This window comes from Pseudomonas sp. MHK4 (genome assembly GCF_054600775.1).
The window spans coordinates 296,120-320,972 of the sequence record NZ_BAAIAK010000004.1; the positions used below are offsets into that span (position 1 = coordinate 296,120).

14 protein-coding genes and 1 pseudogene are annotated in these 24,853 nt (G+C 59.4%); 8 read left to right on the top strand and 7 right to left on the bottom strand.

Going from position 1 to position 24,853, the window contains the following annotated elements; genetic code table 11:
- Positions 1 to 107: 107 nt before the first annotated feature.
- Both ACYP2Q_RS13285 and ACYP2Q_RS13290 read left to right on the top strand, forming a co-directional pair.
- Positions 108 to 1,136, top strand: a pseudogene (locus ACYP2Q_RS13285) (HAMP domain-containing protein); the annotation flags it as partial.
- A 132-nt stretch (positions 1,137 to 1,268) separates the two neighbouring features.
- Positions 1,269 to 2,000 (top strand): methyl-accepting chemotaxis protein, encoded by a 732-nt coding sequence (locus ACYP2Q_RS13290; RefSeq protein ID WP_459731042.1) that lies wholly within the window; start codon positions 1,269 to 1,271, stop codon positions 1,998 to 2,000.
- Between the two features lie 136 nt (positions 2,001 to 2,136).
- On the opposite strand, the gene ACYP2Q_RS13295 is transcribed toward ACYP2Q_RS13290, so the two are convergent.
- Both ACYP2Q_RS13295 and putA read right to left on the bottom strand, forming a co-directional pair.
- On the bottom strand, positions 2,137 to 3,939 hold the full coding sequence (locus ACYP2Q_RS13295; protein ID WP_459730870.1) for an acyl-CoA dehydrogenase: 1,803 nt from the start codon (positions 3,937 to 3,939) through the stop codon (positions 2,137 to 2,139).
- Positions 3,940 to 4,152: 213 nt separating this feature from the next.
- Entirely contained in the window at positions 4,153 to 8,103 is a 3,951-nt protein-coding gene (gene putA / locus ACYP2Q_RS13300; RefSeq protein ID WP_459730871.1) for a trifunctional transcriptional regulator/proline dehydrogenase/L-glutamate gamma-semialdehyde dehydrogenase, read from the bottom strand.
- Between the two features lie 461 nt (positions 8,104 to 8,564).
- Between putA and putP the strand changes: the two genes are divergently transcribed.
- From putP to ACYP2Q_RS13330, 6 genes are all read left to right on the top strand, one after another.
- The gene (gene putP, locus ACYP2Q_RS13305) at positions 8,565 to 10,049 is read left to right on the top strand and encodes a sodium/proline symporter PutP (protein WP_459730872.1); all 1,485 of its coding nucleotides are present in this window, start codon (positions 8,565 to 8,567) and stop codon (positions 10,047 to 10,049) included.
- A 286-nt stretch (positions 10,050 to 10,335) separates the two neighbouring features.
- A complete protein-coding gene (locus ACYP2Q_RS13310; protein ID WP_459730873.1) occupies positions 10,336 to 10,665 on the top strand; it encodes a hypothetical protein in 330 nt (109 codons plus the stop codon).
- A gap of 282 nt (positions 10,666 to 10,947) precedes the next feature.
- Entirely contained in the window at positions 10,948 to 12,360 is a 1,413-nt protein-coding gene (locus ACYP2Q_RS13315) for a PAAR domain-containing protein (protein WP_459730874.1), read from the top strand.
- The gene (locus ACYP2Q_RS13320) at positions 12,357 to 12,740 is read left to right on the top strand and encodes a hypothetical protein (RefSeq protein WP_459730875.1); all 384 of its coding nucleotides are present in this window, start codon (positions 12,357 to 12,359) and stop codon (positions 12,738 to 12,740) included. The genes ACYP2Q_RS13315 and ACYP2Q_RS13320 overlap by 4 nt, the downstream gene beginning before the upstream one ends.
- 375 nt (positions 12,741 to 13,115) lie before the next feature.
- Positions 13,116 to 13,370, top strand: coding sequence for a hypothetical protein (locus ACYP2Q_RS13325; RefSeq protein ID WP_459730876.1), 255 nt, complete (start codon positions 13,116 to 13,118; stop codon positions 13,368 to 13,370).
- Positions 13,371 to 13,623: 253 nt separating this feature from the next.
- A complete protein-coding gene (locus ACYP2Q_RS13330; RefSeq protein WP_459730878.1) occupies positions 13,624 to 14,460 on the top strand; it encodes a 23S rRNA (adenine(2030)-N(6))-methyltransferase RlmJ in 837 nt (278 codons plus the stop codon).
- Between the two features lie 110 nt (positions 14,461 to 14,570).
- On the opposite strand, the gene msrA is transcribed toward ACYP2Q_RS13330, so the two are convergent.
- The 5 genes from msrA to aceE form a co-directional block, all read right to left on the bottom strand.
- On the bottom strand, positions 14,571 to 15,218 hold the full coding sequence (msrA, locus tag ACYP2Q_RS13335; RefSeq protein WP_459730880.1) for a peptide-methionine (S)-S-oxide reductase MsrA: 648 nt from the start codon (positions 15,216 to 15,218) through the stop codon (positions 14,571 to 14,573).
- 62 nt (positions 15,219 to 15,280) lie between these two features.
- Positions 15,281 to 17,974, bottom strand: coding sequence for a putative bifunctional diguanylate cyclase/phosphodiesterase (locus ACYP2Q_RS13340; RefSeq protein WP_459730881.1), 2,694 nt, complete (start codon positions 17,972 to 17,974; stop codon positions 15,281 to 15,283).
- A gap of 256 nt (positions 17,975 to 18,230) precedes the next feature.
- Positions 18,231 to 19,625, bottom strand: a complete 1,395-nt coding sequence (locus ACYP2Q_RS13345; RefSeq protein ID WP_459730882.1) for an alkaline phosphatase D family protein — start codon at positions 19,623 to 19,625, stop codon at positions 18,231 to 18,233.
- Positions 19,626 to 19,886: 261 nt separating this feature from the next.
- Positions 19,887 to 21,845, bottom strand: a complete 1,959-nt coding sequence (gene aceF / locus ACYP2Q_RS13350; RefSeq protein ID WP_459730883.1) for a dihydrolipoyllysine-residue acetyltransferase — start codon at positions 21,843 to 21,845, stop codon at positions 19,887 to 19,889.
- 11 nt (positions 21,846 to 21,856) lie between these two features.
- Positions 21,857 to 24,502: a pyruvate dehydrogenase (acetyl-transferring), homodimeric type gene (aceE, locus tag ACYP2Q_RS13355; protein WP_459730884.1), complete on the bottom strand. Its 2,646-nt coding sequence runs from the start codon at positions 24,500 to 24,502 to the stop codon at positions 21,857 to 21,859.
- Between the last annotated feature and the right edge of the window lie 351 nt (positions 24,503 to 24,853).

Here is a 24,853-nt window from a genome sequence, read left to right on the forward strand (position 1 = left end):
AGTTGTATACAATCGGCACGGCTGTTGCAGTGTTTCAGCCTCTTATTCTTTGGGGGTGCTCCATGCAGTTCTGGCGTCGCAGTATTCAGTGGCAATTGATCCTGAGCATGGGCACCGCCCTGCTGGTCAGCATCGTGATCGTGGTTGGCGTTTATACCCTCGTGGTCAACCGCCTCGCCCAGCGCTATCTGGTCGAACAGGCGCTGCCGTCGAGCATCGAAGCGATGCGCAACGACATCGAACGCATCCTTGTCCAACCCCTCACCGCCGCCAAGGACATCGCCAGCAACAGCATGGTGCGCGATTGGCTGGCCGCGGGTGAAGACAGTGCCCAGGTCGACACCTTTACGACCTATCTCGAAGGCATCCGCGCCGAGCACAGGGCCTTTACCACGATTATTGTCGGCACCGCGTCCAATCATTACTTCAACGAAAAAGGCCTGGACCGGACCCTCAGTCGTTCCAATCCAAAAGACGCCTGGTACTACTCGTTTCTCGATAGTAACCAGCCGCGCACTCTCAATATCGACAACGACACGGCCACCGGAGAATTGGCGCTTTTCATCGACCTGAAAGTCGAGAAGGCAGGAAAGGTTGTGGGCGTTGCCGGGTTGGGATTGAGCATGAAGGCGCTGTCCGAGCTGATTCACAACTTCAGCTTCGGTGAGCGTGGCAAGGTCTATCTAGTGCGTTCCGACGGTTTGATCCAGGTCCATCCTGAAGCGCAATTCAGCGGCAAGCGCACCTTGGCTGAACAGTTGGGTAGCTCTGCGGCGCAAGCAGTCATGAGTCAAGGAAGCGGCACCAACAGCAGCTTCCAGCGCGATGGCGAAGATTTCCTGGCATTGAGCCTGCCCCTTCGCGATCTCGGCTGGACCCTGGTGGCCGAAGTGCCACAGTCGCAAATCTACGCCGAGGCCCGTCGCGCCATGTGGATGAGCGGCGGTATCGGCCTGGCGGTAGCTCTGGTGTGTCTGTTGCTGGTGGTGTTGCTGGCCCGTGGCCTGGTACGGCCGATTCGTCAGGTAACAGCGGCGCTGGTCGCCATCGGTAGCGGTGGTGGAGATTTGACCCATCGGCTGGATTCCAGCCGCGCCGATGAGCTGGGCGATCTGGCGCGCGGGTTCAATCGATTCCTTGACAGCCAGCGCGAGATGATCGGCGAAGTGCTGGCCACCAGCGAACGCTTGCGCAGCGCGGTCGGGCAGGTGGCGCGGGTGGTGGACAACACTGCGCAGCGTTCCGGGCGACAGCAGGAGATGACGGACATGGTCGCCACCGCCGTCCACGAAATGGGCCTGACCGTGCAGGAAATTGCGCAAAACGCCGGCAACGCGGCAGTCGCTTCGCAAAATGCCCGGGATGAAGCCATGCAGGCGCGGGAAGTGGTCGGCGGTTCAATCCGCCATATTGAAAGCATGTCCGACCAAATCGGTGTCGCCGCCAGCGCAGTGGGCGAGTTGGCCAACCAGGTGGCATCGATCGATCAGGTGCTGGCGGTGATTCGCGGGATCTCCGAACAGACCAACCTGCTGGCGCTCAACGCTGCCATTGAGGCCGCGCGGGCCGGGGACATGGGGCGCGGGTTCGCGGTGGTTGCCGATGAAGTGCGCACCTTGGCTCGACGTACCCAAGCTTCCACTGATGAGATCCAGCAGATGATCGGCAGCCTCAAGCAGGGTGCGGAGAATGCGGTGTCGTCGATGCATTCCGGGCAGGCGGCCACGGGCACGGGGGTTGAGTCGAGCCAGCGCACCGGGGCCTCGTTGACGGCAATTACCGGGCAGGTAGAACGCATCAGCGACATGAACCACCAGGTGGCGACGGCGACTGAAGAGCAGTCGGCGGTGACCGAGGAGATCAATCGCAACGTGCAGGGAATTTCCGATCTGGCCCGGGCGACGGCGGGGGAGGTCAGGGCTTGTCGGGAGGATTGTCAGACGTTGCAGCGCCTGGCGGATGATCTGGCGCGGCAGATGGGTGGCTTCAAACTGAGCTGATGTGCTGTCTGCGCTGACGCCATCGCGAGCAGGCTCCCACAAGGATTTTTGTTGTTCACCAATTTTGTGTTCAACGCAAAACCTGTAGGAGCTGGCTTGCCAGCGATTGGATTTCAAAGGCTGCACAAGGCGCAGATCAGAACCACTCGTCCTGCATGTCCAGGCAAACATCATCCCGAGCCTCAAGAATCGCCAGCTCATGATGGCAGCCCGGCACTTCCCAGGTCAGGAAATAGCGCGCCGCCTGCAACTTGCCTTTATAGAAGCTCACATCCGCCGCATTCCCCTTGGCCAGCCCTTCCTCGGCACGAATCGCCTGTTCCAGCCAGCGCCAGCCAATCACTGCATGGCCAAACACTTTCAGGTACAAGGCCGAGTTCGCCAGGCTGCTATTGACCTTGCCCTGGGCCAGGTCCGTCAGCAGGCCAATGGTTACGGATTGCAGGCGCGCCACTAATTTCTCCAGCGGCTCACGTAGTGCGGTCAGCGAATCATGGGGCTGTGCGCGCTCTGCGGTGTCGGCGATCAGGCGGATCAGTTGCTTGAGCCCCGCGCCGCCGTTCTGTGCCAGTTTGCGCCCCAGCAGGTCCAGCGACTGAATGCCGTGGGTGCCTTCGTGGATCGGGTTGAGGCGGTTATCGCGGTAGTACTGCTCAACCGGATATTCGCGGGTATAACCGTGGCCGCCGAGGATCTGGATCGCCAGCTCGTTGGCTTTCAGGCAAAACTCCGACGGCCAGGATTTGGCGATGGGCGTCAGCAGGTCCAGTAGTTCATGGGCTTGCTTGCGTTCGGCTTCGGTCTCAAGAGTAGTGGTGTCGTCGAACAGGCGGGCGGTGTACAGCCCCAGGTCGAACGAGCCTTCGACGTAAGCCTTCTGCGTCAGGAGCATGCGTTTGACGTCGGCGTGCTGGATGATCGCCACGGGAGCGGTGTTCGGGTCCTTGCTGTCCGGCACGCGACCCTGCGGGCGCTCGCGGGCATACTCCAGCGAATACAGGTAGCCGGCGTAGCCGAGCATCACCGCGCCCATGCCGACGCCGATTCGCGCCTCGTTCATCATCTGGAACATATAGCTCAAGCCCTGGTGCGGCTTGCCCACCAGATAGCCGACGCACTCGCCGTTATCGCCGAAGTTCAGCGCGGTGGATGTAGTGCCGCGCCAGCCCATCTTGTGGAACAGACCGGCCAGCAGCACGTCGTTGCGCTTACCCAGGCTGCCGTCATCGTTGACCAGGAACTTGGGCACGATGAACAGCGAAATGCCCTTCACCCCGGCGGGTGCATCCGGCAGCTTGGCCAGGACCATGTGCACGATGTTTTCCGACAGCGGATGATCGCCGCCGGAGATAAAGATCTTGTTGCCCTTGAGTCGATAGGTGCCGTCCGGCGCAGGCTCGGCCCGTGTACGAATGTCCGACAGCGACGAGCCTGCATGGGGTTCGGTCAGGGCCATGGTGCCGAAGAAGCGACCGTCGATCATCGGTTGCAGGAAGCGGCGCTTCTGCTCTTCCGTGCCGAAACTTTCGATCAGGTTCGCCGCGCCCATGGTCAGGAACGGATAGGAAGTCGTCGCCGCGTTGGCCGATTGAAAGTGCGCGAAGCAGGCTTGGGACAGCAGCGTAGGCAACTGCATGCCCCCAGCATCGAAACTGCGCGCAGCATTGAGGAAACCGGCCTCAAGGAAGGCATCCACCGCCGGTTTCACTTCCGGAATCAGAATCGCCTTGCCGTCTTCATAGCGCGGCTCGTTCTCATCACCCTTGCGGTTGTGCGGGGCGAAGAACTTCTCGGCGATGTTGCGGGCGGTGCCGAGGGCGGCATCGAAGGTTTCGCGATTGTGCTCGGCAAAACGCTCACGCTGGGTCAGGCCCTCGGCATCGAGGACTTCGTACAGCTCGAAAGCCAGATTGCGGGAACTGAGCAACGTCTCGGACATGGCGGCCTACCTTTTGTTGGGATGGGCCGAGTCTAGGCGTGAGAATAATGGTTGAACAGGATGATTGATGAACGTGATGGAGAAGCAAAAGATCGCAGCCTTCGGCAGCTCCTACAGGGAAACGCATTCCAGTGTAGGAGCTGCCGAAGGCTGCGATCTCTTGATCTTGCTTCCAAAGATCGGGCAGCCGCAGCTGCCCGCTCCTGTTGCGGTTTAGCCGATGGTCATCAAGCTGGCATTACCACCCGCCGCAGCCGTGTTAACACTCAACGCCCGCTCGATCACCAATCGCTCCAACGCAATGTTGGTTTCACCTTGCGACAGACCCTGAACCCCGACAATGGCACCGGCACGCTTGGCCACTTGCTGGCAAACCGCGCGCAACTGGTCGGAGTGGCCGTGATGCAGAACCGCATCAATCACCACTTCGTCCTTGTTCCAGTCGGACACCAGCTTGATGCGTGCCTGAATGTCTTTCGGCAGGCGGGCGAACAACGCCTTGGTCAGCTCGGCTTCCGGCCATACCGCCGAACCGCCGACAGCCAATACCGCCGCCAGTTGTGTCAGCAGGTCGCCTTCGACTTCCGCCAGGCATAGCACGTGTTCGCGCGGCAGGATCGCATAGCTGTTGCGCTCGCCGGTCGGGCCGGCCAGCAAACGGGTGATACCGCTTTGCGATTGTGCGGCGAACTGTACGCACAGGGTGCTCAGGTCGGCGAACTTGTTGCTGTCGGCCCAGGCTTTCAGGGCGGTCAGCGGCTTGCTCATGGCGTCGCGCAGACGAACGTCCGGTGCGGCAATCGCGTCGCCACGGGCGAAGGATTGTTCGATCGCATCGGTAGGACGGGTCGACAGCAGGCGGTACAGGTACAGCGGGCCACCGGCTTTCGGGCCAGTACCCGACAGGCCTTCGCCGCCGAACGGTTGCACGCCGACCACGGCACCGACGATGTTGCGGTTGACGTAGACGTTACCGGCATTGACGTTGTCGATCACCTTGGCGATGGTCTCGTCGATACGGGTGTGCACACCCAGGGTCAGACCGTAGCCGGAAGCGTTGATCTGAGCGATCAGTTGGTCGATGTCCTTGCGCTTGTAGCGCACCACGTGCAGCACCGGACCGAAGATCTCCCGTTGCAGTTCGTCGAAGCTTTCCAGTTCGATCAGCGTCGGCATCACGAAGGTGCCGCGTTTGACTTCTTCGGCATCGGCGATGGCCACCTGGTACACGCTGCGACCTTTGTCGCGCATGGCCTGGATGTGCTTCTCGATGCCGGCCTTGGCTTCGGCGTCGATCACCGGGCCGATGTCCACGGACAGGCGCTCAGGGTTGCCGAGGCGGCTTTCAGCCATGGCGCCCTTGAGCATTTCGATCACGCGGTCGGCGGAATCTTCCTGCAGGCACAGGACACGCAGGGCCGAACAACGCTGGCCGGCACTGTCGAACGCCGAGGAGACCACGTCGATCACAACCTGTTCGGTCAGTGCCGAAGAGTCGACGATCATCGCGTTCTGGCCACCGGTTTCGGCGATCAGCGGAATTGGACGACCCTGGCTATCCAGGCGACCGGCAATGTTGCGTTGCAGCAGGCGCGCCACTTCGGTGGAACCGGTGAACATCACGCCTTTGACGCGATCGTCGCCGACCAGGCCGGCACCGACGGTTTCGCCACGGCCCGGCAGCAGTTGCAGCACGCCCTCGGGAATACCGGCTTCGAGCAGCAGGCGCACGGCTTGCGCAGCAACCAGGGGAGTCTGTTCCGCAGGCTTGGCCAGTACCGGGTTACCGGCTGCCAGTGCCGCAGCCACTTGGCCACTGAAGATCGCCAGCGGGAAGTTCCACGGGCTGATGCACACCACTGGACCCAGAGGGCGGTGGGCGTCATTGGTGAAATCGTTGCGTGCCTGTACCGCGTAGTAGCGCAGGAAGTCCACGGCTTCACGCACTTCGGCGATGGCGTTGGCGAAGGTCTTGCCGGCTTCGCGAGCCAGCAGGCCCATCAGCGGCTGGATCTCGCCTTCCATCAGGTCGGCGGCGCGTTCCAGGATTGCGGCGCGTTCGGCTGGCGGGGTGGCCTGCCAGATCGGCGCGGCATTCAGGGCGCACTGGATCGCGTTGTCGACGTCTTCGACGGTCGCTTCCTGTACATGGCCAACCACGTCACGCAGGTCGGACGGGTTCAGCACTGGCGCAGGGGTTTCGCTGCTGGACGCGCAACCGAGCATCGGCGCGGCCTTCCAGTGGTTGTGCGCGGTGGCCAGCAGGGCGCAGGACAACGACGCCAGGCGATGTTCGTTGGCCATGTCGATGCCGCTTGAGTTGGCGCGCTCGGAACCGTACAGGTCACGCGGCAGCGGAATGCGCGGGTGCGGCAGGCCGAAACCACCTTCCACGGTCGCCATCTGCTCGATGCTGGCTACCGGGTCGGCTACCAGTTCCTGGATCGAAATCGACTGGTCAGCGATGCGGTTGACGAACGAGGTGTTCGCGCCGTTTTCCAGCAGTCTACGTACCAGGTAGGCCAACAGGGTTTCGTGGGTACCGACCGGTGCGTACACACGGCACGGACGGTTCAGCTTGCCTTCGGAAACTTTGCCTACAACCTGTTCGTACAGCGGTTCACCCATGCCGTGCAGGCACTGGAACTCGTACTGGCCCGGGTAATAGTTTTGACCGGCGATGTGATAAATGGCCGACAGGGTGTGGGCATTGTGCGTAGCGAATTGCGGGTAGATGACTTCCGGCACCGACAGCAGTTTGCGTGCGCAAGCGATGTAGGACACGTCGGTGTACACCTTGCGGGTGTAGACCGGATAGCCTTCCAGGCCTTCGACCTGGGCGCGCTTGATTTCGCTGTCCCAGTACGCGCCTTTCACCAGGCGGATCATCAGGCGGTGACGGCTGCGGCGAGCCAGGTCGATCACGTAGTCGATCACGTACGGGCAACGCTTCTGGTAAGCCTGGATGACGAAACCGATGCCGTTCCAGCCAGTCAGTTGCGGCTCGAAGCACAGGCGCTCGAGCAGATCCAGCGACAGCTCCAGGCGGTCGGCTTCTTCGGCGTCGATGTTCAGGCCGATGTCGTATTGCTTGGCCAGCAGGGTCAGCGACAGCAGGCGCGGGTACAGCTCGTCCATCACGCGTTCGTACTGCGCACGGCTGTAACGCGGATGCAGGGCGGACAGCTTGATCGAAATGCCCGGGCCTTCATAAATCCCACGACCGTGGGACGCTTTGCCGATCGAGTGGATGGCTTGTTCGTACGAGGCCAGGTACTTCTGCGCATCGTGCTCGGTCAGTGCGGCTTCACCGAGCATGTCGTAGGAATAGCGGAAGCCCTTGGCTTCGAACTTGCTGGCGTTGGCCAGGGCTTCGGCGATGGTTTCGCCGGTGACGAACTGCTCGCCCATCAGGCGCATGGCCATGTCGACGCCCTTGCGGATCATCGGCTCGCCGCTCTTGCCGATGATGCGGCTCAGGGACGACGTCAGACCTGCTTCGTTGTGCGTGGATACGAGCTTGCCGGTCAGCAACAGGCCCCAAGTGGCGGCGTTGACGAACAACGACGGGCTGTTGCCCAAGTGCGGGTGCCAGTTGCCGGTGCTGATCTTGTCGCGGATCAGGGCATCACGGGTGCCTTTGTCCGGAATGCGCAGCAGCGCTTCGGCCAGGCACATCAGCGCCACGCCTTCCTGGGACGACAGGGAGAATTCCTGCAACAGGCCCTGAACGATGCCAGCACGGCCGCCAGCACTCTTCTGGTTGCGCAGTTTTTCCGCGATCGAGGCGGCGAGCTTGTTGGTGGCCTCGGCCATCGGCGCCGGCAGGCGAGCCTGCTCGATCAGCATCGGCACCACTTCGGGTTCCGGGCGACGGTAGGCGGCGGTGATCGAAGCGCGCAGGACCGATTGCGGCAGGATGCTTTCGGCAAACTCAAGGAAGCACTGGTGGGCGTGATCCAGAGGCGCGTCGACGCTGTCGTCGGAATCCTTGGTCAAACCGTTCAGCTCGGACAGGGTTGCACCACCCTCGAGTTTTTCCAGGTAATTGAAAATTGCCTGCTTGATCAGCCAGTGCGGCGTGCGATCAATCGAGGTCGCGGCAGCCTTGAGGCGTTCGCGGGTCGGGTCGTCAAGTTTGACCCCAAGGGTGGTGGTAGCCATGTTTTTATCCTCATGTTTGCCACGACTGCGTGGCATCAGCTGGCGGCAAGATTAGCCGCGCGACTGTTGAGGTGCAACCGGGTGCAACCCTTTTTTTGTCGGAATGTTACGCAGCTCGTCAGGAATTAAATTCTGGTACGCAAGTTCCGTCTCCGCTTGGTGCTTTTTGTGCGGGCGGTCCTCCTTCTTGCTCCGAAAAGGAGCAAGAAACAGGGTTTAAAGTTTATTTCCGACTGGGTGCAACTTATTCTCGAGAAACTGGTTGCACCTTATTTGCTTTGTTGAATAGCATTCGCGCCCAAGGTGCAACCCGAAGCATATTCGGTTGCTCCGGCTGATGGCTTTCCTGGGGAAACATCGGTCATAAATGCGCGGGATCCCGGATCGTCTGTCAAACATCACCGTTTGCCAGCGATTCACCAGCCGCTGCTACATAAAAACAAAGCCAGGGCGTCACTTAAATGAGCGTAAGCAATCCAACCCTGATCACGTTCGTGATCTACATCGCAGCAATGGTGCTGATCGGCTTCATGGCCTATCGCTCTACCAACAACCTTTCCGACTACATCCTGGGCGGTCGCAGCCTGGGCAGCGTCGTGACCGCGTTGTCCGCCGGTGCATCCGACATGAGCGGCTGGTTGTTGATGGGCCTGCCGGGCGCCATCTACATGTCCGGCCTGTCCGAAAGCTGGATCGCCATCGGCCTGATCGTCGGTGCCTACCTGAACTGGCTGTTCGTCGCTGGCCGTCTGCGCGTGCAGACCGAGCACAACGGCGATGCGCTGACCCTGCCAGACTACTTCTCCAGCCGTTTCGAAGACAAAAGCGGCCTGCTGCGGATCATCTCCGCCGTCGTGATCCTGGTGTTCTTCACCATCTACTGCGCTTCCGGCATCGTGGCCGGCGCCCGCCTGTTCGAAAGCACCTTCGGCATGTCCTACGAGACTGCGCTGTGGGCCGGCGCTGCGGCGACGATTGCCTACACCTTCGTCGGCGGTTTCCTGGCGGTCAGCTGGACTGACACCGTACAAGCGACCCTGATGATCTTCGCCCTGTTGCTGACGCCGATCATCGTGCTGCTGGCCACCGGTGGCGTTGACACCACGTTCCTGGCCATCGAAGCGCAAGACGCCAGCAACTTCGACATGCTGAAAAACACCACCTTCATCGGCATCATCTCGCTGATGGGCTGGGGCCTGGGCTACTTCGGCCAGCCGCACATCCTGGCGCGTTTCATGGCAGCCGATTCCGTGAAGTCGATCGCCAAGGCCCGTCGCATCTCCATGGCCTGGATGATCCTGTGCCTGGGCGGCACTGTGGCGGTTGGCTTCTTCGGTATCGCCTACTTCTCGGCGCACCCTGACGTGGCCGGTCCCGTGAGCGAAAACCACGAGCGTGTGTTCATCGAACTGGCGAAAATCCTGTTCAACCCATGGATTGCCGGTGTACTGCTGTCGGCCATCCTGGCGGCGGTCATGAGCACCCTGAGCTGCCAACTGCTGGTGTGCTCGAGCGCCCTGACCGAAGACTTCTACAAGACCTTCCTGCGTAAATCCGCTTCCCAGGTTGAACTGGTCTGGGTCGGCCGCGCCATGGTGCTGCTGGTTGCCCTGATCGCCATCGCAATGGCAGCCAACCCGGAAAACCGCGTACTGGGCCTGGTGAGCTACGCCTGGGCTGGTTTCGGCGCCGCATTCGGTCCGGTCGTACTGATCTCCGTGATCTGGAAAGACATGACCCGCAACGGCGCACTGGCCGGTATCCTGGTCGGCGCGATCACCGTGATCGTCTGGAAGCATTTCGAACTGTTGGGCCTGTACGAAATCATCCCTGGTTTCATCTTCGCCAGCCTGGCGATCTACATCGTCAGCAAGCTGGGTACGCCGACTACCGGCATGCTTTCGCGCTTCGCTGCTGCCGAGGCAGACTTCCGTATGAACAAGTGATGGGGATGAGCTGAGGCTCTGACCGTTCACAAAAAACGGCCCGTCTCCTACAGGAGATGGGCCGTTTTTTTTGGGGCCGAATTCAGATCTGAGTCTGCAGCATCGTCAGTCTTGCGAAATTTCCGGTCAAGGTCCTAGGACGTTTCCTTCAAGACGTAGCGGTTTCCATGAACTGGTAGAGCGTAGGTTTCATGGATAGTCTTTGGTGGTCATTGACTGTTCAGTGACGGGGTGTAGGAACCTCTCAAGACCGGGAGAGCCATATTTGCGTCTTGGAGCATAAAAAATGAAATCAATAAATCCCGATCCACCCTACGAAAATCCGATCCCCCATCCCGACAATCGCTTCATGGCATTGACCAGCAACTGCACCGACATGCCCACACTGTTCGTCGACACCCACGCGCCACTCGACATCCTTACCGACGCTGCAAACTACCGAATCCGCGCAGTGACCCAAGTGCTTGAAAACCTGTCGATGCGGGGCTCCATCGAGTGCGAGTCTTTTATCCTCAGCGACTTTGCCTTGCTCTGCGCCATTCCGTTGCGCGATGGCTGCGATGTGCTGGATGTGGTTGGGCGGCGGTTGCGGGGGCGGTCTTCGGCGGGGGCGTAGACGTCGCCTATGAATCGAATTCGTTCATGTAAAAAATGGCTCGCCGATTGATAGTGCGGGCCTTTTTTTGGCAAGCCAGGATCGAAAACAGGCATTAGTACTCCAGTTTCCGTGGTCCTTTTCCGTGCAACTCGTAAGGCATTTCCTGATTTTCTCGACCATCTTGAGTTTCCTCTCTGTCCACGTACTTTGCGTTAGGCCACTCACCCCGAGTCGGCTTATCGATGGTTAACAGTGGTGCGCTTTCAATGACTGGGGCGCCCGTAGAGAGGGAGATCAGCAATGGCCAAAGGACATTTCATTCGCCTGGGTGACGAGACCACTTGCGGCGGCAAGGTGTTGGAAGCCGACACACGCGTCATGATGTTTGGTATCGCCCATGCGCGTGAAGGCGACCGCGTATCCTGCGGAAAAAACGACGAAACCTACAAGATCGTGGGAGGCGTCTCTTACATCAACAGTCATGGCAGGATCGTGGCGGGCTCGCTGGACAGCTACAGCACCTGCCCGTGCAGAGCCAGGTTGATCCCGTCGGTGTTCAACGCCACGTATGAATCGAGCCACAGTGCTGCGCCCCAGACCACAAGGGCTGCGTCCCAACCGACCACACCTCTCGCCGGCAATCCGGCAGCGCCACGGCCAGCCGGTTTCGCGTCTGCGACGAGCACTCCCAAGCCAGTGCCCCTGGGCAGTGCAGCCGCCCAGGAGCCTGGCTTCTACATCGTGCCCAAGAGCACCACCCGCGAACAGCTCGAAGCCTCCTTGTTCACCCTGCGCGACCCGGCGGTGATGGGCAAATTCAAGCTGCTCAATCCCAGCCTGCGCGACGTCAAAGCCGGCTCGATGATCGTGCTGAGCGACCCCAACAACCACCAGTGCACCCGTGAAGAAGCCCTGCTCATGGACGTGGCGGCCAGGACCAATCAGGTGCTTGAAACACTCAGCCCGGAAGAGGCGGATTTCATGGTGCAGCACCGTGATGCCATCCAGAGCATCCTGGGCCATGGCTCTACCGCAATCGGCGTCGGCGCGAGTGTTCTGAAAAACAATCTGGATAACGTCAGCGACACCCTGAAGAAAATCGAAGCGTTGCATCAGCATTCATTCCTACGCGATGGCCATCTGAGTTCACCGACGTTTCTGGCAGAGCGCCAAAAGCTGCTCGCTCAACTCGATATCCACCTGACAAGCCTGACGCGCAAAGGTATCGGCTTACCCGACCACCCCAATTTGAATCGTGCAATGTTCCTTTCGCCTCCCAGTCTGGTTCATCGCTGGACGGAGGCCGGCGGCGTGGGGCAGATGCCGGGGTACGCCACTCATCTGGAGGGGGTGGCGAAGGCTTCCAAGTACCTCAAGTACGGCGGCTGGGTCGGGACGGCCGTAGGTGGTGGAGTATCTGCCCTCAAGGTTCAAGATGTGTGCGCGGCGGGCAATACGGAGGCCTGTAAGCGAGTTAAATTTACTGAAGCGGGGAGCTTCACCGGCGAAATTGCAGGCGGTGCTCTAATAGGTGCGACCTTAACAGCTAAGACTGTTGGTGGGATTTGTCTCGCGGTTGGCGTGACCTCGGCCGGAATCGGAACCTTAGTATGTGGCGTGGTGGTGGTGACGGCGGGATCGTTAGTAGGTGGTGCGGTGGGTAACAGGCTTGGTGAGTCATTGGGAGACATTATTTACGAGATGCGTAAATGAGCCCTGCAAAATTTGCTTTTGGCCTTTTCGGTGGCGCGATTTTCCTGATGATCTTCATTTGGATAGGGTTCGCCCTTTACTTGGCCTACACCAAGATGGACGTGATGCTCAAGCATCTGAAAAATAGCACTGCAGTCATGGCTTTATCCCATTATCGGCATCTCGGAGCGTGGGGGAACTTTCATTTGATTGCGGGAATAGCAGCGCTCGTCGCGTTCCCCGGACGGCATATTAAAAGTGGCTCTCTCAGTGCCGAGGATATAGACAATCTACCGGCTCCAATTAAACGCAAGCTTGTCATTTGGCGCTGGGGAATATTAATCCTTTGTGGGTTGTTTTTGTTATTCGGTGGCATTGGTGTAATTGTAGGCTGGATATAACGACCACAGGTCCTGCGCTTAGCCAGTCATTATCTGTGAACGTCCTGCTATTTATTCTGTTCTGCCTCGCAACGTTGGTTGAAATGGAGATTGTCTAATCGGCCTCTGCAGTCTCCAACGAACGCAGAGGCGCTGCAATTCAGGGGGGCTTGTGCTGGATTGGGAGTTAATTCCAAAAATCCTCAGCCCCCTCCCACGCACCGTACCAGCACTTGCGCGTCAGCGCGGCACCCAGAAGTAATGCGATGACACGCAAGGACTGTACAACTCCTCTATATGAATAGATGGATCGTGAATAATGAAGCCTAAAATGAAACAATGCAAAAAATGCGGAGTGTTGGATGAGGATGGCTTCTCGCGAATAGAAGGAGGGCGTTGTCTTTCATGCAGGATAAAATATACGACGCAGGAAACTTCAATATTTTGAAGGAGGCGCCACTACGATTGAAGTTGCTGCTAGGTGGCACCTCTTTGCTTTTTTTAGTGCTTTCAATTTATGCGATTTCTCATCAATATCTTGTGTTGCCCGGCGGCCCTCGTGGTCGGGATTGGCGGGTAGAATTTTCAGGGCTTGGAGCTCTGGAGCCAGCGCTTTCATTGATATTTTTTCAATTAGTTTTCTGTCTTTAATTATTTCTAATTGCCTTCGGGATCCTAGCGAAAACATATAAAAAAATAATAAAAAACTGCTTTTATGCTGGTTGGATTTTGTATTTTATTTCGATATTTTTTTTTGGAGAAGAATATCGCAGGTAGCGGCTTGCGACTTACAGATACCTCGCAAGTCTCACAGGTGGACGCGGGGCGGGTTCGCCACTCAGCTGCGAGGTCCTGACTTGCTGGCCGGTAAAAGGTAAACTTGCCGGCCTTCGCAGGAGCAACCATGAATTATCGCCACGCCTTCCATGCCGGCAATCACGCCGATGTGTTCAAACACCTGACCTTGACCCGCCTCATCGCCCTGATGTCGCGCAAGGAGCAGCCGTTTGCCTATCTCGACACTCACGCCGGCATTGGTCTGTACGACCTGCAAGGCGATCAGGCCAGCCGTACTGGTGAGTACCTGGAAGGCATTGCGCGTTTGTGGGATCAGCCGGACCTGCCGATCCTGACCGCTGATTACATGCAGGTGCTGCACGAGATGAACCCGGATGGCCAGTTGCGCTATTACCCGGGGTCGCCGGAGTTGGCGCGGCGCCTGACTCGCCCGCAAGACCGTGTGCTGCTCAATGAGAAACACCCGGAAGACGGCGTGTTGCTCAAGGACAACATGGCCGGTGATCGGCGGGTCAAGGTGCATCTTGGCGAAGGCTGGCATGTGCCGCGGGCGTTGCTGCCGGTGCCGGAGAAGCGGGCGGTGATGTTGATCGATCCGCCTTTCGAAAAACTCGACGAGATGCAGCGCTGCGCGGCGTCCTTGAAAGAGGCGGTTGGGCGGATGCGCCAGACCGTGGCGGCGATCTGGTACCCGGTGAAGGATCAGCGCGCGTTGCGGCGTTTCTATCAGGACCTGGCCGGTACCGGTGCGCCGAAGTTGTTGCGGGTGGAGTTGCTGGTGCATCCGCTGGATACGCCTAACAGTCTGAACGGTTCCGGTTTGGCGATTGCCAATCCGCCGTGGGGGCTGGAGGAAGAGTTGCGCGAGTTGCTGCCGTGGTTGTCCGAGAAGCTTGGGCAGACGCAGGGCGGGTGGCGGATGGATTGGTTGATTGCCGAGTAATGCTCGGCCTGTAGGAGCCGGCTTGCCGGCGATGGCGGCCGGGAGATCACCGTAAGGCTTCCCGCCGCCATCGCTGGCAAGCCAGCTCCTACATAAGACTTTGCGCCAAATCAGATCGGGCAGGTAACGCCCGTACCGCCAATCCCGCAATACCCTTCCGGATTCTTGGCCAGGTACTGCTGGTGATAAGCCTCGGCGAAGAAGAACGTCGGCGCTTCGTCGATTTCGGTAGTGATGATGCCCTTGCCGGCCTTGGTCAGTTCGACCTGGAATACCTGTGCGCTTTTTTTCGCGGCTTCCAGTTGGCTCGGGTTGGTCGCGTAGATCACCGAACGATACTGGGTGCCCAGGTCATTGCCCTGGCGCATGCCCTGGGTCGGGTTGTGCAGTTCCCAGAACATCTTCAGCAGCTCTTCGTAGCTGACTTTTGCCGGCTCGTAGACCACCAGCACGACTTCGCTATGGCCGGTCAAGCCGGAGCAGACCTCTTCGTAAGTCGGGTTCGGGGTAAAGCCGCCAGCGTAACCCACGGCCGTACTGACCACGCCTTCACGCTGCCAGAACCTGCGTTCCGCGCCCCAGAAGCAGCCAAGGCCGAAGATCGCGAAATCCACGTCCATCGCGAACGGGCCCAGTAGCGGGGCGTCGTGGACGAAGTGTTTTTCCGGCACGGTCATGGGGGTTTCGCGGCCAGGCAGAGCTTGTTCTTTAGTAGGGAGCACGTTTTTGTTCACCAGAATTTCCGAGCGCAGAACCATCTTCAGTCCTCTCAGTCGTTGGAATAATCAGAGATGCAGTTTGCCCGAGTGTAGCCTCGCTGTCAGGCGATCGGGCCGCGCGGGTAGCGTTTGAGCTTGTCGATCAGGTCGAGGCCCGGGATCGGTTTGTCGAACAGGTAGCCCTGGCCAACGTCGCAGCGGTGGCGACGCAGGAAGGACAGCTGCTCGGCGGTCTCGATGCCTTCGGCCACGACCTTGAGTTTCAGGTTGTGGGCCATGGCGATCACCGCGGAGGTGATTTCCATGTCGTCCTGGTTATCCGGGATTTCGTGAATGAAGCTTCGATCGATCTTGATGATGTCGATGGGGAATTTTTTCAAGTAGCTGAGCGACGAGTAACCGGTGCCAAAGTCGTCCATCGCCAGGGTCAGGCCCAGGCGCTTGAGCTGGTCGAGTTGCAGGTGAGTGTCTTCGGTGGCTTCCAGCAGCAGGCCTTCGGTCAGTTCCAGCTCCAGCAGGTGCGAAGGCAGCGCTTCTTCCTTGAGGATGTTGGCGATGGACGCCACCAGGTCCGGGTCGGAAAACTGCTTGGGGGACAGGTTGATTGCCACCTGCAGGTTGCCCAGGCCGGCGGCGGTCAGTGCCTTGCTCATGCGGCAGGCCTGGCGGGCGATCCATTTACCGATCGGGATGATCAGGCCGGTTTCTTCCGCGACACTGATGAACTGGTCCGGGCGGATCATGCCTTTTTCCGGGTGATTCCAGCGCAGCAGCGCTTCCATCCCCAGCAGGCGTCCGCTGCGCAGGCAGAGCTTGGGTTGGTAGAACACGTCCAGTTCGTTCTGGGTCAGGGCGCGACGCAGGTTGTTCTCGACGAACAGCTTGTAGCTGGCCTCGGCGTTCAGGGCTTCGGTGAAGACCTGGACCTGGTGTTTGCCGTTGGCCTTTGCCTTGTGCAGGGCCAGCCCGGCGTTACGCATCAGGGTCTGCGGGTCGCGCCCATGCAAGGGGGCACAGGCCAGGCCCACCGAGCCGGTCACGCTGATCAGTTGATTGTCGACGAACATCGGTTTGTCGAGGGTCGTGAGTAACTGGTTGGCGACCTGCTGCCCGAGCTCAAGGCTCGTGTTGTCGAGCAAGACCGCGAATTCGTTACTGGCAAACCGCGCCAGGCTGCCACCCGGGTTGAGGCTGTTGCGCAGACGCCGGGCCAGGCTGATCAGCAGCTTGTCCCCGGTCTGGTGGCCGAGGCTGTCGTTGATCCGCTTGAAGTTGTCGATGTCCACCAGCAACAGGCTGATGGGCGCGTCGCTGTCGCGGGCAAAACGTTCATCGAGGTTGCGGATGAAGGACGGGCGGTTGCCAAGGTTGGTCAGGTTGTCGGTGTAGGCCAGGCGCTCGATGCGTTGCTGGGCGAGCTTGGTCTGGGTGATGTCTTCATAGATGCCGATGTAATGGGTCAACTCGCGGTTGTCGCCATAGACCTTGGATATCGACAATTGGCCCCAGTAGGGTTCGAGGTTTTTGCGACGGCTCTTGAATTCGCCCTGCCAACTGTTGCTCTTGGCCAGCGCGGAGGGCGCGTCGAACAGCAGTTCACTGAGGTTCTCCAGCGCCGGCAGTTCCGCCAGGCGCTGGCCGTGGACTTCTTCGGTGGTGTACTGGGTGATCGCCGTGAAGCTCGGGTTGACGTACTCGACGATGCCATCGCAATTGACCAGCAAGAAGGCGTTGGCGCTTTGCTCGACCGCACGCTGGAACAGATGCAGGGCGCTGGTTGCAGTGCGTCGGTTGTGATTGCTGATGACCTGGGCGAACTGATCCGCCAGCTCGCCGGCGAAGGCGATTTCGTCCGACTGCCAGGCGCGGGTCGCGCCGATTTGTTCCAGGCACAGCACGCCAACCACCTGTCCATCGACACGAATGCTGGCATCGAGCATCGCGTTGACATTGCGCGGGCGTAGGCTTTCGGCCATTTCCCGGGTGCGCGGGTCGCGCATGGCGTTGTGGGCATCGATGGCGCGCCCGGTTTGCAGGGCGTCGAAGTAATCGGGAAAAACGCTGACGTCGATCGGCGCCGGCAGCAGGTATTCCTGGGTCGAGCGGTGATAGGCCGAGATGGGCGCCAGCATCGAGCCTTCCAGGTGCCACAGGCTGGCGCAATCGATCTGGTAAATCTCGCAGGCGCTGCGGGTGATCAGTTCGGCGGCCTCCTGCAGGGAGTTGTTGCTGCTGTAGCGCTGACGGGTCAGCAGCAGGATCAAGTCCTGCTGGGCGCGTACCCGGTCCAGGTGCTGCAATTGTTCCTGCTGGGCGCGCTGGTTGAGCTCCAGGGCGATTTGCAGGCGCGAGTTCTGGGTTTCGAGGTCCAGCGCCGGCAGCAACGGGTCATCCTCGAACAGGCCGTCGATGACCAGCAGGTAACCGCGCAACAGATGTCGATTGTGTTGTTTGTAGGCTTCGCCCAGTTCAAGCAGGCTCAGCGAACCAGAAGCGGTATGCAGGGTGTAACGGATCAGATAGTGGGGGCTCTGGCTCAACTGCGCCTGAATTGCGTCATGCAGCTGATAGCGAGCTTCCGGTTCCATCAGGCTGGCGTAGGGCGAGCCGACCAGGGCGCACAGTTCCACGGCTGGCAAGCCGAACTGGCGTTCGCAATTGGGGTCGAGAAACAGCAGCGCCCAGCTTGGTTCATTCAGCCTTTCGAAACGCAGCATGCCGAGCCGCGAGGGCACAGGCAGCTGCGTCACTACCTCGGCCACCATACGGCTGGCGGCATCGGGTTGGCTTTTCATGGAGGGAAACTCGCTTCGAATATGCTGATCGCGCCGGGCTCTCGCCCTCTTTACTGTTGCCTGCGGCAAGGTTGCATCATTGCGACACTGACTGACAAGAGACATGAAGGCCAAGTGCTATAAGAATATGTCGGCAGGAGGGAAGATTTCTCCAGCACACGACTGAAAGATTGTATTGAGCCGAAAAGATCGCAGCCTTCGGCAGCTCCAGGGTTATGCGTACACCGGAGCTGCCGAAGGCTGCGATCTTTTGCTTTTAATGCAGCGGGATGGCGATCGATTGTAAAAGGCTGCCATCCCTATCGTGATAACGCACATGAACCTGCTCCGTGTCGACGACCAGGTGCGCGAAGTTATCCTGGCTGATCACGTTACTGGTCAATTCGTGTCGATAATCACCCCCGGCGGTTCGGGCCAAGGGTTGATCGAGGATGAAGGTGGAGGCCCTGGAATAGGGCAGCAGTTTGCTGTTGCACAGGGGCGAGGAGACGATGGTATGAACTTCGAAATCCGGATCCGTGCTGTGGGTCAGCCGACTGGTCAATGAGCCGTGGACGTCGCCTGAAACGAAGAAGACATTCTTGATCGCGTGTGTGCGAATCGTTTCCAGCAGCCGTAGTCGTTGTTCGGGAAAGCCCTGCCAGGCGTCATTGTCCGGGCGTTTGCTGTCGGGGTAGAACATGACGCTGGTGACCACGAATTTAACCCGGGCCGAGCTGTTGACCAGCCATGCGCACATGGCCTGTTCCTGCTCGGTATCGAGGATGCGTCGGTCGTTGGCTGCAAGATTGCGTCGGGTGCGGGTGTCGCTGACAAACCACTCGATATCGCCGTCGGTGAACAGGTACCAGTATTTGTCCAGCTTCCTGTTGATTTGCCCATCGGCGCAAAGTTCGTGTGCCGGGCCATGACTGGCTTGGTACAACTCATAGGCGTTTATTGCATTGGCATATAGAGAGTCATCGGACTTGTTTCTGTTGGCCGGCCAATTGTCTTCGATCTCATGATCGTCGAGGGTCATGTAAGTTGGCAGGGCAGACATTAACCTTGCAATGTTCGGCTGTGAAAAGGCCACGCGATACTTGTGAAGAATATCCTTGAGTTCGCGGTCCGGGGCAATGAGGTTCAAATCATCGACATAGACCTGGTCACCGGTCATCAACATGGCGCTGACAGGCGGGTCGGTCTGCTCGGCCAGTCTTGTTATTGTCGCGAACATCCTGTCGCCCAGATGCGGTTCGGCTGCAATGCCTGCGGTGAGCCGCAGATAGCGGCAAGAACCCACGATATAGGCCCTGGGTTGTGTGGCCTGGCTTGAGCGGGTGCGCAGGCGGTAGATCTGCGGTGGCCACTGCAAGGGCAGTTCCTGCAGTGTCTTCACAAAGCTTACAGGCTTCACCGGGCTGAACCAGCTGGCCTGATATTCGTACACGGTGTCGGCAGTCAGGTCGTTGAGAGCCAGAACGGCGGACATGTCACGGGCTTGCTCGAGTTCAGCGAAGACTCCGCTTGACCAGTTCTCGTCACCGAGTCGTCGATAGCGAATACCGGCAAATGCACAGCCGTCTTTGATTAAGTTTCCACGCAAGAAAATACGTGCATGGTTAGTTGTGGTGTGGCCAAGGATTGGCCCGACTGTTGGTTTGAACATGTTCGAATCCATTCGGCTTATATAAGGAGCAATCGGCTTTAAGTAGCCGTGCAAGCAGGCTAGTTATTTGGCCTTGAAAAATACCGGGCGGAAATGGATTCGATTTGTGGGGGATATCAGCCACAAATGTAGGAAGGCATCTGTTTAGGTAAAGCTGTGGGCAAAAAAAGCCCCGCCAAATTGGCGGGGTTGAGGTACGAGCGTGGCGCTCGGAAAACGTGAAACGCGACAGGCCCTCCGGTGAAGGAGGGCCGGCCGGTGTTACAGCAGGATGGTGCGGATGTCCGCCAGCAGGTCGCTCAGACGCTTGGTGAAGCGTGCAGCAGCGGCGCCGTTGATCACACGGTGATCGTAGGACAGCGACAGCGGCAGCATCAGTTTCGGCTGGAAGGCTTTGCCGTCCCAGACTGGCTGGATGGTTGCCTTGGAAACACCGAGGATCGCCACTTCCGGCGCGTTGACGATCGGCGTGAAGCCGGTGCCGCCAATGTGGCCGAGGCTGGAAATGGTGAAGCAGGCGCCTTGCATGTCGTCAGCGGTAAGCTTCTTGTCGCGGGCCTTGGCAGCCAGCGCAGCCGCCTCAGCCGCAAGCTGCAGGAGGCTCTTCTGGTCGACGTTCTTGATGACCGGTACCAGCAGGCCTTCTGGAGTGTCGACCGCGAAGCCGATGTTCACGTATTTCTTGCGGATGATCGCCTTGCCGCTTGGCGCCAGCGAACTGTTGAAGTCCGGCAGTTCCTTGAGCAGGTGCGCGCAGGATTTGAGCAGCAGCGGCAAGATGGTCAGCTTGACGCCAGCCTTCTCTGCAACGGCTTTTTGAGCGATACGGAACGCTTCCAGCTCAGTGATATCAGCCGAATCGAACTGAGTCACGTGCGGGATGTTCAGCCAGCTGCGATGCAGGCTCGACGCGCCGATTTGCATCAGGCGGGTCATCGGCACTTCTTCGATTTCCCCGAAGCGGCTGAAGTCCACGACCGGAATCGGCGGGATGCCCGCGCCACCGGTTGCGCCAGCAGCAGCGGCCGGTGCTTCCTTGGCCTTCTGCATCATGGCCTTGACGTAGACCTGCACGTCTTCCTTGAGGATGCGACCGTGCGGACCGCTGGCGCCAACGGCGCTCAGCTCGACGCCGAATTCACGGGCCAGTTGGCGTACTGCCGGGCCGGCGTGAACCTTGGCGCCAGGCCGGGCTGGAGCGGCTACCGGTGCGGCGGCCGCAGGAGCAGCGGCAGCAGGAGCGGCAGCGGCTGGCGCAGGAGCGCTCGGTGCAGCGGCGGCAGGTGCCGCAGCAGCGGCCGGAGCAGCGCCTTTGACTTTCAGCTTGAGGATCAGGTCGCCGGTACCGACTTCGTCGTCCAGCTTGACCGAAACGCTTTCTACCACGCCAGCGGAAGGCGATGGAATTTCCATGCTCGCCTTGTCGGATTCCAGGGTAATCAGCGACTGGTCGGCTTCGACGCTGTCGCCGGCCTTGACCAGGACTTCGATGATCTTGGCCTTGCCCGCCGAACCGATATCCGGAACGTGGATGTCCTGCACGCTGTCCGCTACCGGTGCAGCCGGAGCGGCAGCGGCTGGCGCAGGAGCCGCGGCGGCAGGAGCGGCAGCCTGGGCAGGAGCAGCAGCAGCCGGTGCCGCAGCACCCGCCACTTCCAGGTCCAGGATCAGGTCGCCGGTGCCGACTTCGTCGTTGAGCTTGACGCTGATGGCCTTGACCACGCCAGCGGCTGGCGACGGGATTTCCATGCTGGCCTTGTCGGATTCCAGGGTGATCAGCGACTGGTCAGCCGCAACGGTGTCGCCGACCTTGACCTGGATCTCGATGATCTGGGCCTTGCCCGACGAGCCGATGTCCGGCACGTGTACTTGCTGAACCGAAGCGGCAGCCGGTGCAGCAGCAGGCGCGGCCGGCGCAGGTGCAGCGGCCGGTTTCTCTTCGGCTTTGGCAGCAGGTGCAGCGGCAGCCGCAGGAGCTGCAGCAGCGCCTTCGACTTCCAGCTCCAGCAACTCGTCGCCTTCTTTCAGGCGATCGCCCAGCTTCACTTTCAGGCTCTTGATGATACCGGCCTTCGGCGCAGGCACTTCCATGCTCGCCTTGTCCGATTCCAGCGTCAGGATGCTCTGGTCGGCTTCGATACGGTCGCCGACCTTCACAAACAGTTCAATTACTTCACCTTCACCGCTGCCGATGTCAGGTACGCGAATGAGTTCGCTCACAGAATCTCTCCTCAGCAGTCCAGTGGGTTGAGTTTTTCCGGGTTGATACCGAACTTGGCGATGGCTTCAGCCACGACCTTAGGTTCGATGTCACCACGGTCAGCCAGTGCTTCCAGGGCTGCCAACACCACGAAATGACGGTCGACTTCGAAGAAATGACGCAGTTTCTTGCGGCTGTCGCTGCGGCCGAAACCGTCGGTGCCCAGGACTTTGAATTCCTTGGACGGTACCCACTGACGGATCTGCTCGGCGAACAGTTTCATGTAGTCGGTCGAGGCAATGACCGGACCTTTACGGCCGTTCAGGCACTCTTCCACATAGCTCAGCTTAGGCTTCTGGCCAGGGTGCAGACGGTTGGTGCGCTCAACGGCCAGGCCGTCGCGACGCAGTTCGTTGAAGCTGGTAACGCTCCACACGTCGGCGCCAACGTTGAACTCTTCACGCAGGATCTTCGCCGCTTCACGGACTTCACGCAAGATGGTGCCGGAGCCCATCAGCTGGACGTGGTGCGCCGCTTCGCGGTTGTCTTCCTCGAGCAGGTACATGCCTCGCTTGATGCCTTCTTCGGCACCGGCCGGCATGGCTGGCTGCTGGTACGACTCGTTCATCACGGTGATGTAGTAGAAGACGTCCTGTTGCTCTTCGGTCATCTTCTTCATGCCGTCCTGAATGATCACCGCCAGCTCATAGCCGTAGGTTGGATCGTAGGTGCGGCAGTTCGGGATGGTCGCTGCCAGCAGGTGGCTGTGACCGTCTTCGTGTTGCAGGCCTTCACCGTTCAGGGTGGTACGGCCGGCGGTGCCGCCGATCAGAAAGCCACGGGTACGGCTGTCGCCAGCGGCCCACGCGAGGTCGCCGATGCGCTGGAAGCCGAACATCGAGTAGAAGATGTAGAACGGCAGCATCGGCTGGTTGTGGCTGGAGTACGAAGTACCGGCAGCGATGAAGGAGCTCATGGCGCCCGCTTCGTTGATGCCTTCTTCGAGGATCTGGCCCTTCTTGTCTTCCTTGTAGAACATCACCTGGTCTTTATCGACTGGCTCGTAGAGCTGGCCGACGGACGAGTAGATGCCCAACTGGCGGAACATGCCTTCCATACCGAAGGTACGGGCTTCGTCCGGGATGATCGGCACGATGCGCGGGCCGATTTCCTTGTCCTTGACCAGTTGCGCGAGGATCCGCACGAAGGCCATGGTGGTGGAGATTTCACGGTCGCCCGAGCCGTCGAGGATGGCCTTGAGGGTATCGAGTGGCGGAGTCGGTACGCTGAAGCTTTGTGCGCGACGCTGTGGCACGAAACCGCCCAGGGCAGTGCGGCGCTCGCTCAGGTAGCGGGCTTCGGCGCTGTTTGGCTCCGGCTTGAAGAACGGCAGGTTTTCCAGTTCTTCGTCCTTGACCGGGATGTCGAAGCGGTCGCGGAACAGCTTCAGGCTTTCAACATCAACCTTCTTGGTGTTGTGCGCGGTGTTCTTCGCTTCGCCAGCACCGGTGCCATAACCCTTGATGGTCTTGGCCAGGATGACAGTCGGTTGTTCTTTGTGGTTGACCGCTTCGTGGTACGCCGCGTAGACCTTGTACGGGTCGTGGCCACCACGGTTGAGTTTCCAGATTTCGTCGTCGGACAGGTCTTCGACCATCGCCTTGAGTTCTGGCGAGTTGAAGAAGTGTTCACGCACGAACGCGCCGTCTTTGGCTTTGTAATTCTGGTACTCGCCGTCGATGACTTCGTCCATGCGACGTTGCAGGATGCCGTCGACGTCCTTGGCCAGCAGTGGGTCCCAGAAACGGCCCCAGATGACTTTGGTCACGTTCCACTGAGCACCACGGAACACGCCTTCGAGTTCCTGGATGATCTTGCCGTTGCCGCGAACCGGGCCGTCGAGGCGCTGCAGGTTGCAGTTGATGACGAAGATCAGGTTGTCCAGCTTCTCGCGGCCAGCCAGGGAGATCGCGCCCAGGGATTCCGGCTCGTCGCACTCGCCGTCGCCCAGGAAGCACCAGACTTTCTGCTTGCCGGCAGGAATGAAGCCACGGGCTTCCAGGTACTTCATGAAACGTGCCTGGTAGATCGCCTGGATCGGGCCCAGGCCCATGGATACAGTCGGGAACTGCCAGAAGTCAGGCATCAGCCAAGGGTGCGGATAGGACGACAAGCCCTGGCCGTCGACTTCCTGGCGGAAGTTGTTCATCTGGTCTTCGGTGATGCGGCCTTCCATGAACGCACGGGCGTAGACGCCTGGCGAGGTGTGGCCCTGGAAGTAGATCAGGTCGCCGCCGTGTTCGTCGGTCGGGGCCTGGAAGAAGTAGTTGAAGCCGATGTCATACAGGGTCGCACTGGAAGCGAAGCTGGAGATGTGACCGCCGAGGTCAGAATCTTTCAGGTTCGTACGCATCACCATGGCCATCGCGTTCCAGCGTACCAGCGAGCGAATGCGGCGTTCCATGAACAGGTCGCCAGGCATGCGTGCTTCGTGGGTCACCGGGATGGTGTTGCGGTAAGGCGTGGTGATGGCGTAAGGCAACTGCGAACCGCTGCGGGTCGCGAGTTCACCCATACGGGTCATCAGATAGTGAGCACGGTCTTCGCCTTCTTTGTCGAGAACCGATTCCAGGGCGTCCAGCCATTCCTGGGTTTCGACGGGATCGAGGTCTTGCATGGCTTGCTCCAGGGCGGAAAGGCTACCAGAATCGGTTGCCTGAGTTAGCGACTGGCCTTGTGGGCAGACGTTATGAATTCTTGGATTGCCGATAGGTTGGTCCGGCGGTGTGTAGTTTTACTACAAATCTTCCGGCATTTCAGCCTTGCTAATGTATATACGAGTAGTAAAACTACAGATGAGCGGCTTGTGGCCCCCGGCTGCGTTGTGAGAATAATCGTTAAGGTTGGTCTTTTGCCAACCGAAAAAGGTGAAAGCTTGATGTTGGCTGCCAATAAAAAAGAATTTTCAGCTATTTCTAACTTTTGTTCGACACTCCTTCAGGTAGTGGGTTTGCGAGATTCACTACAT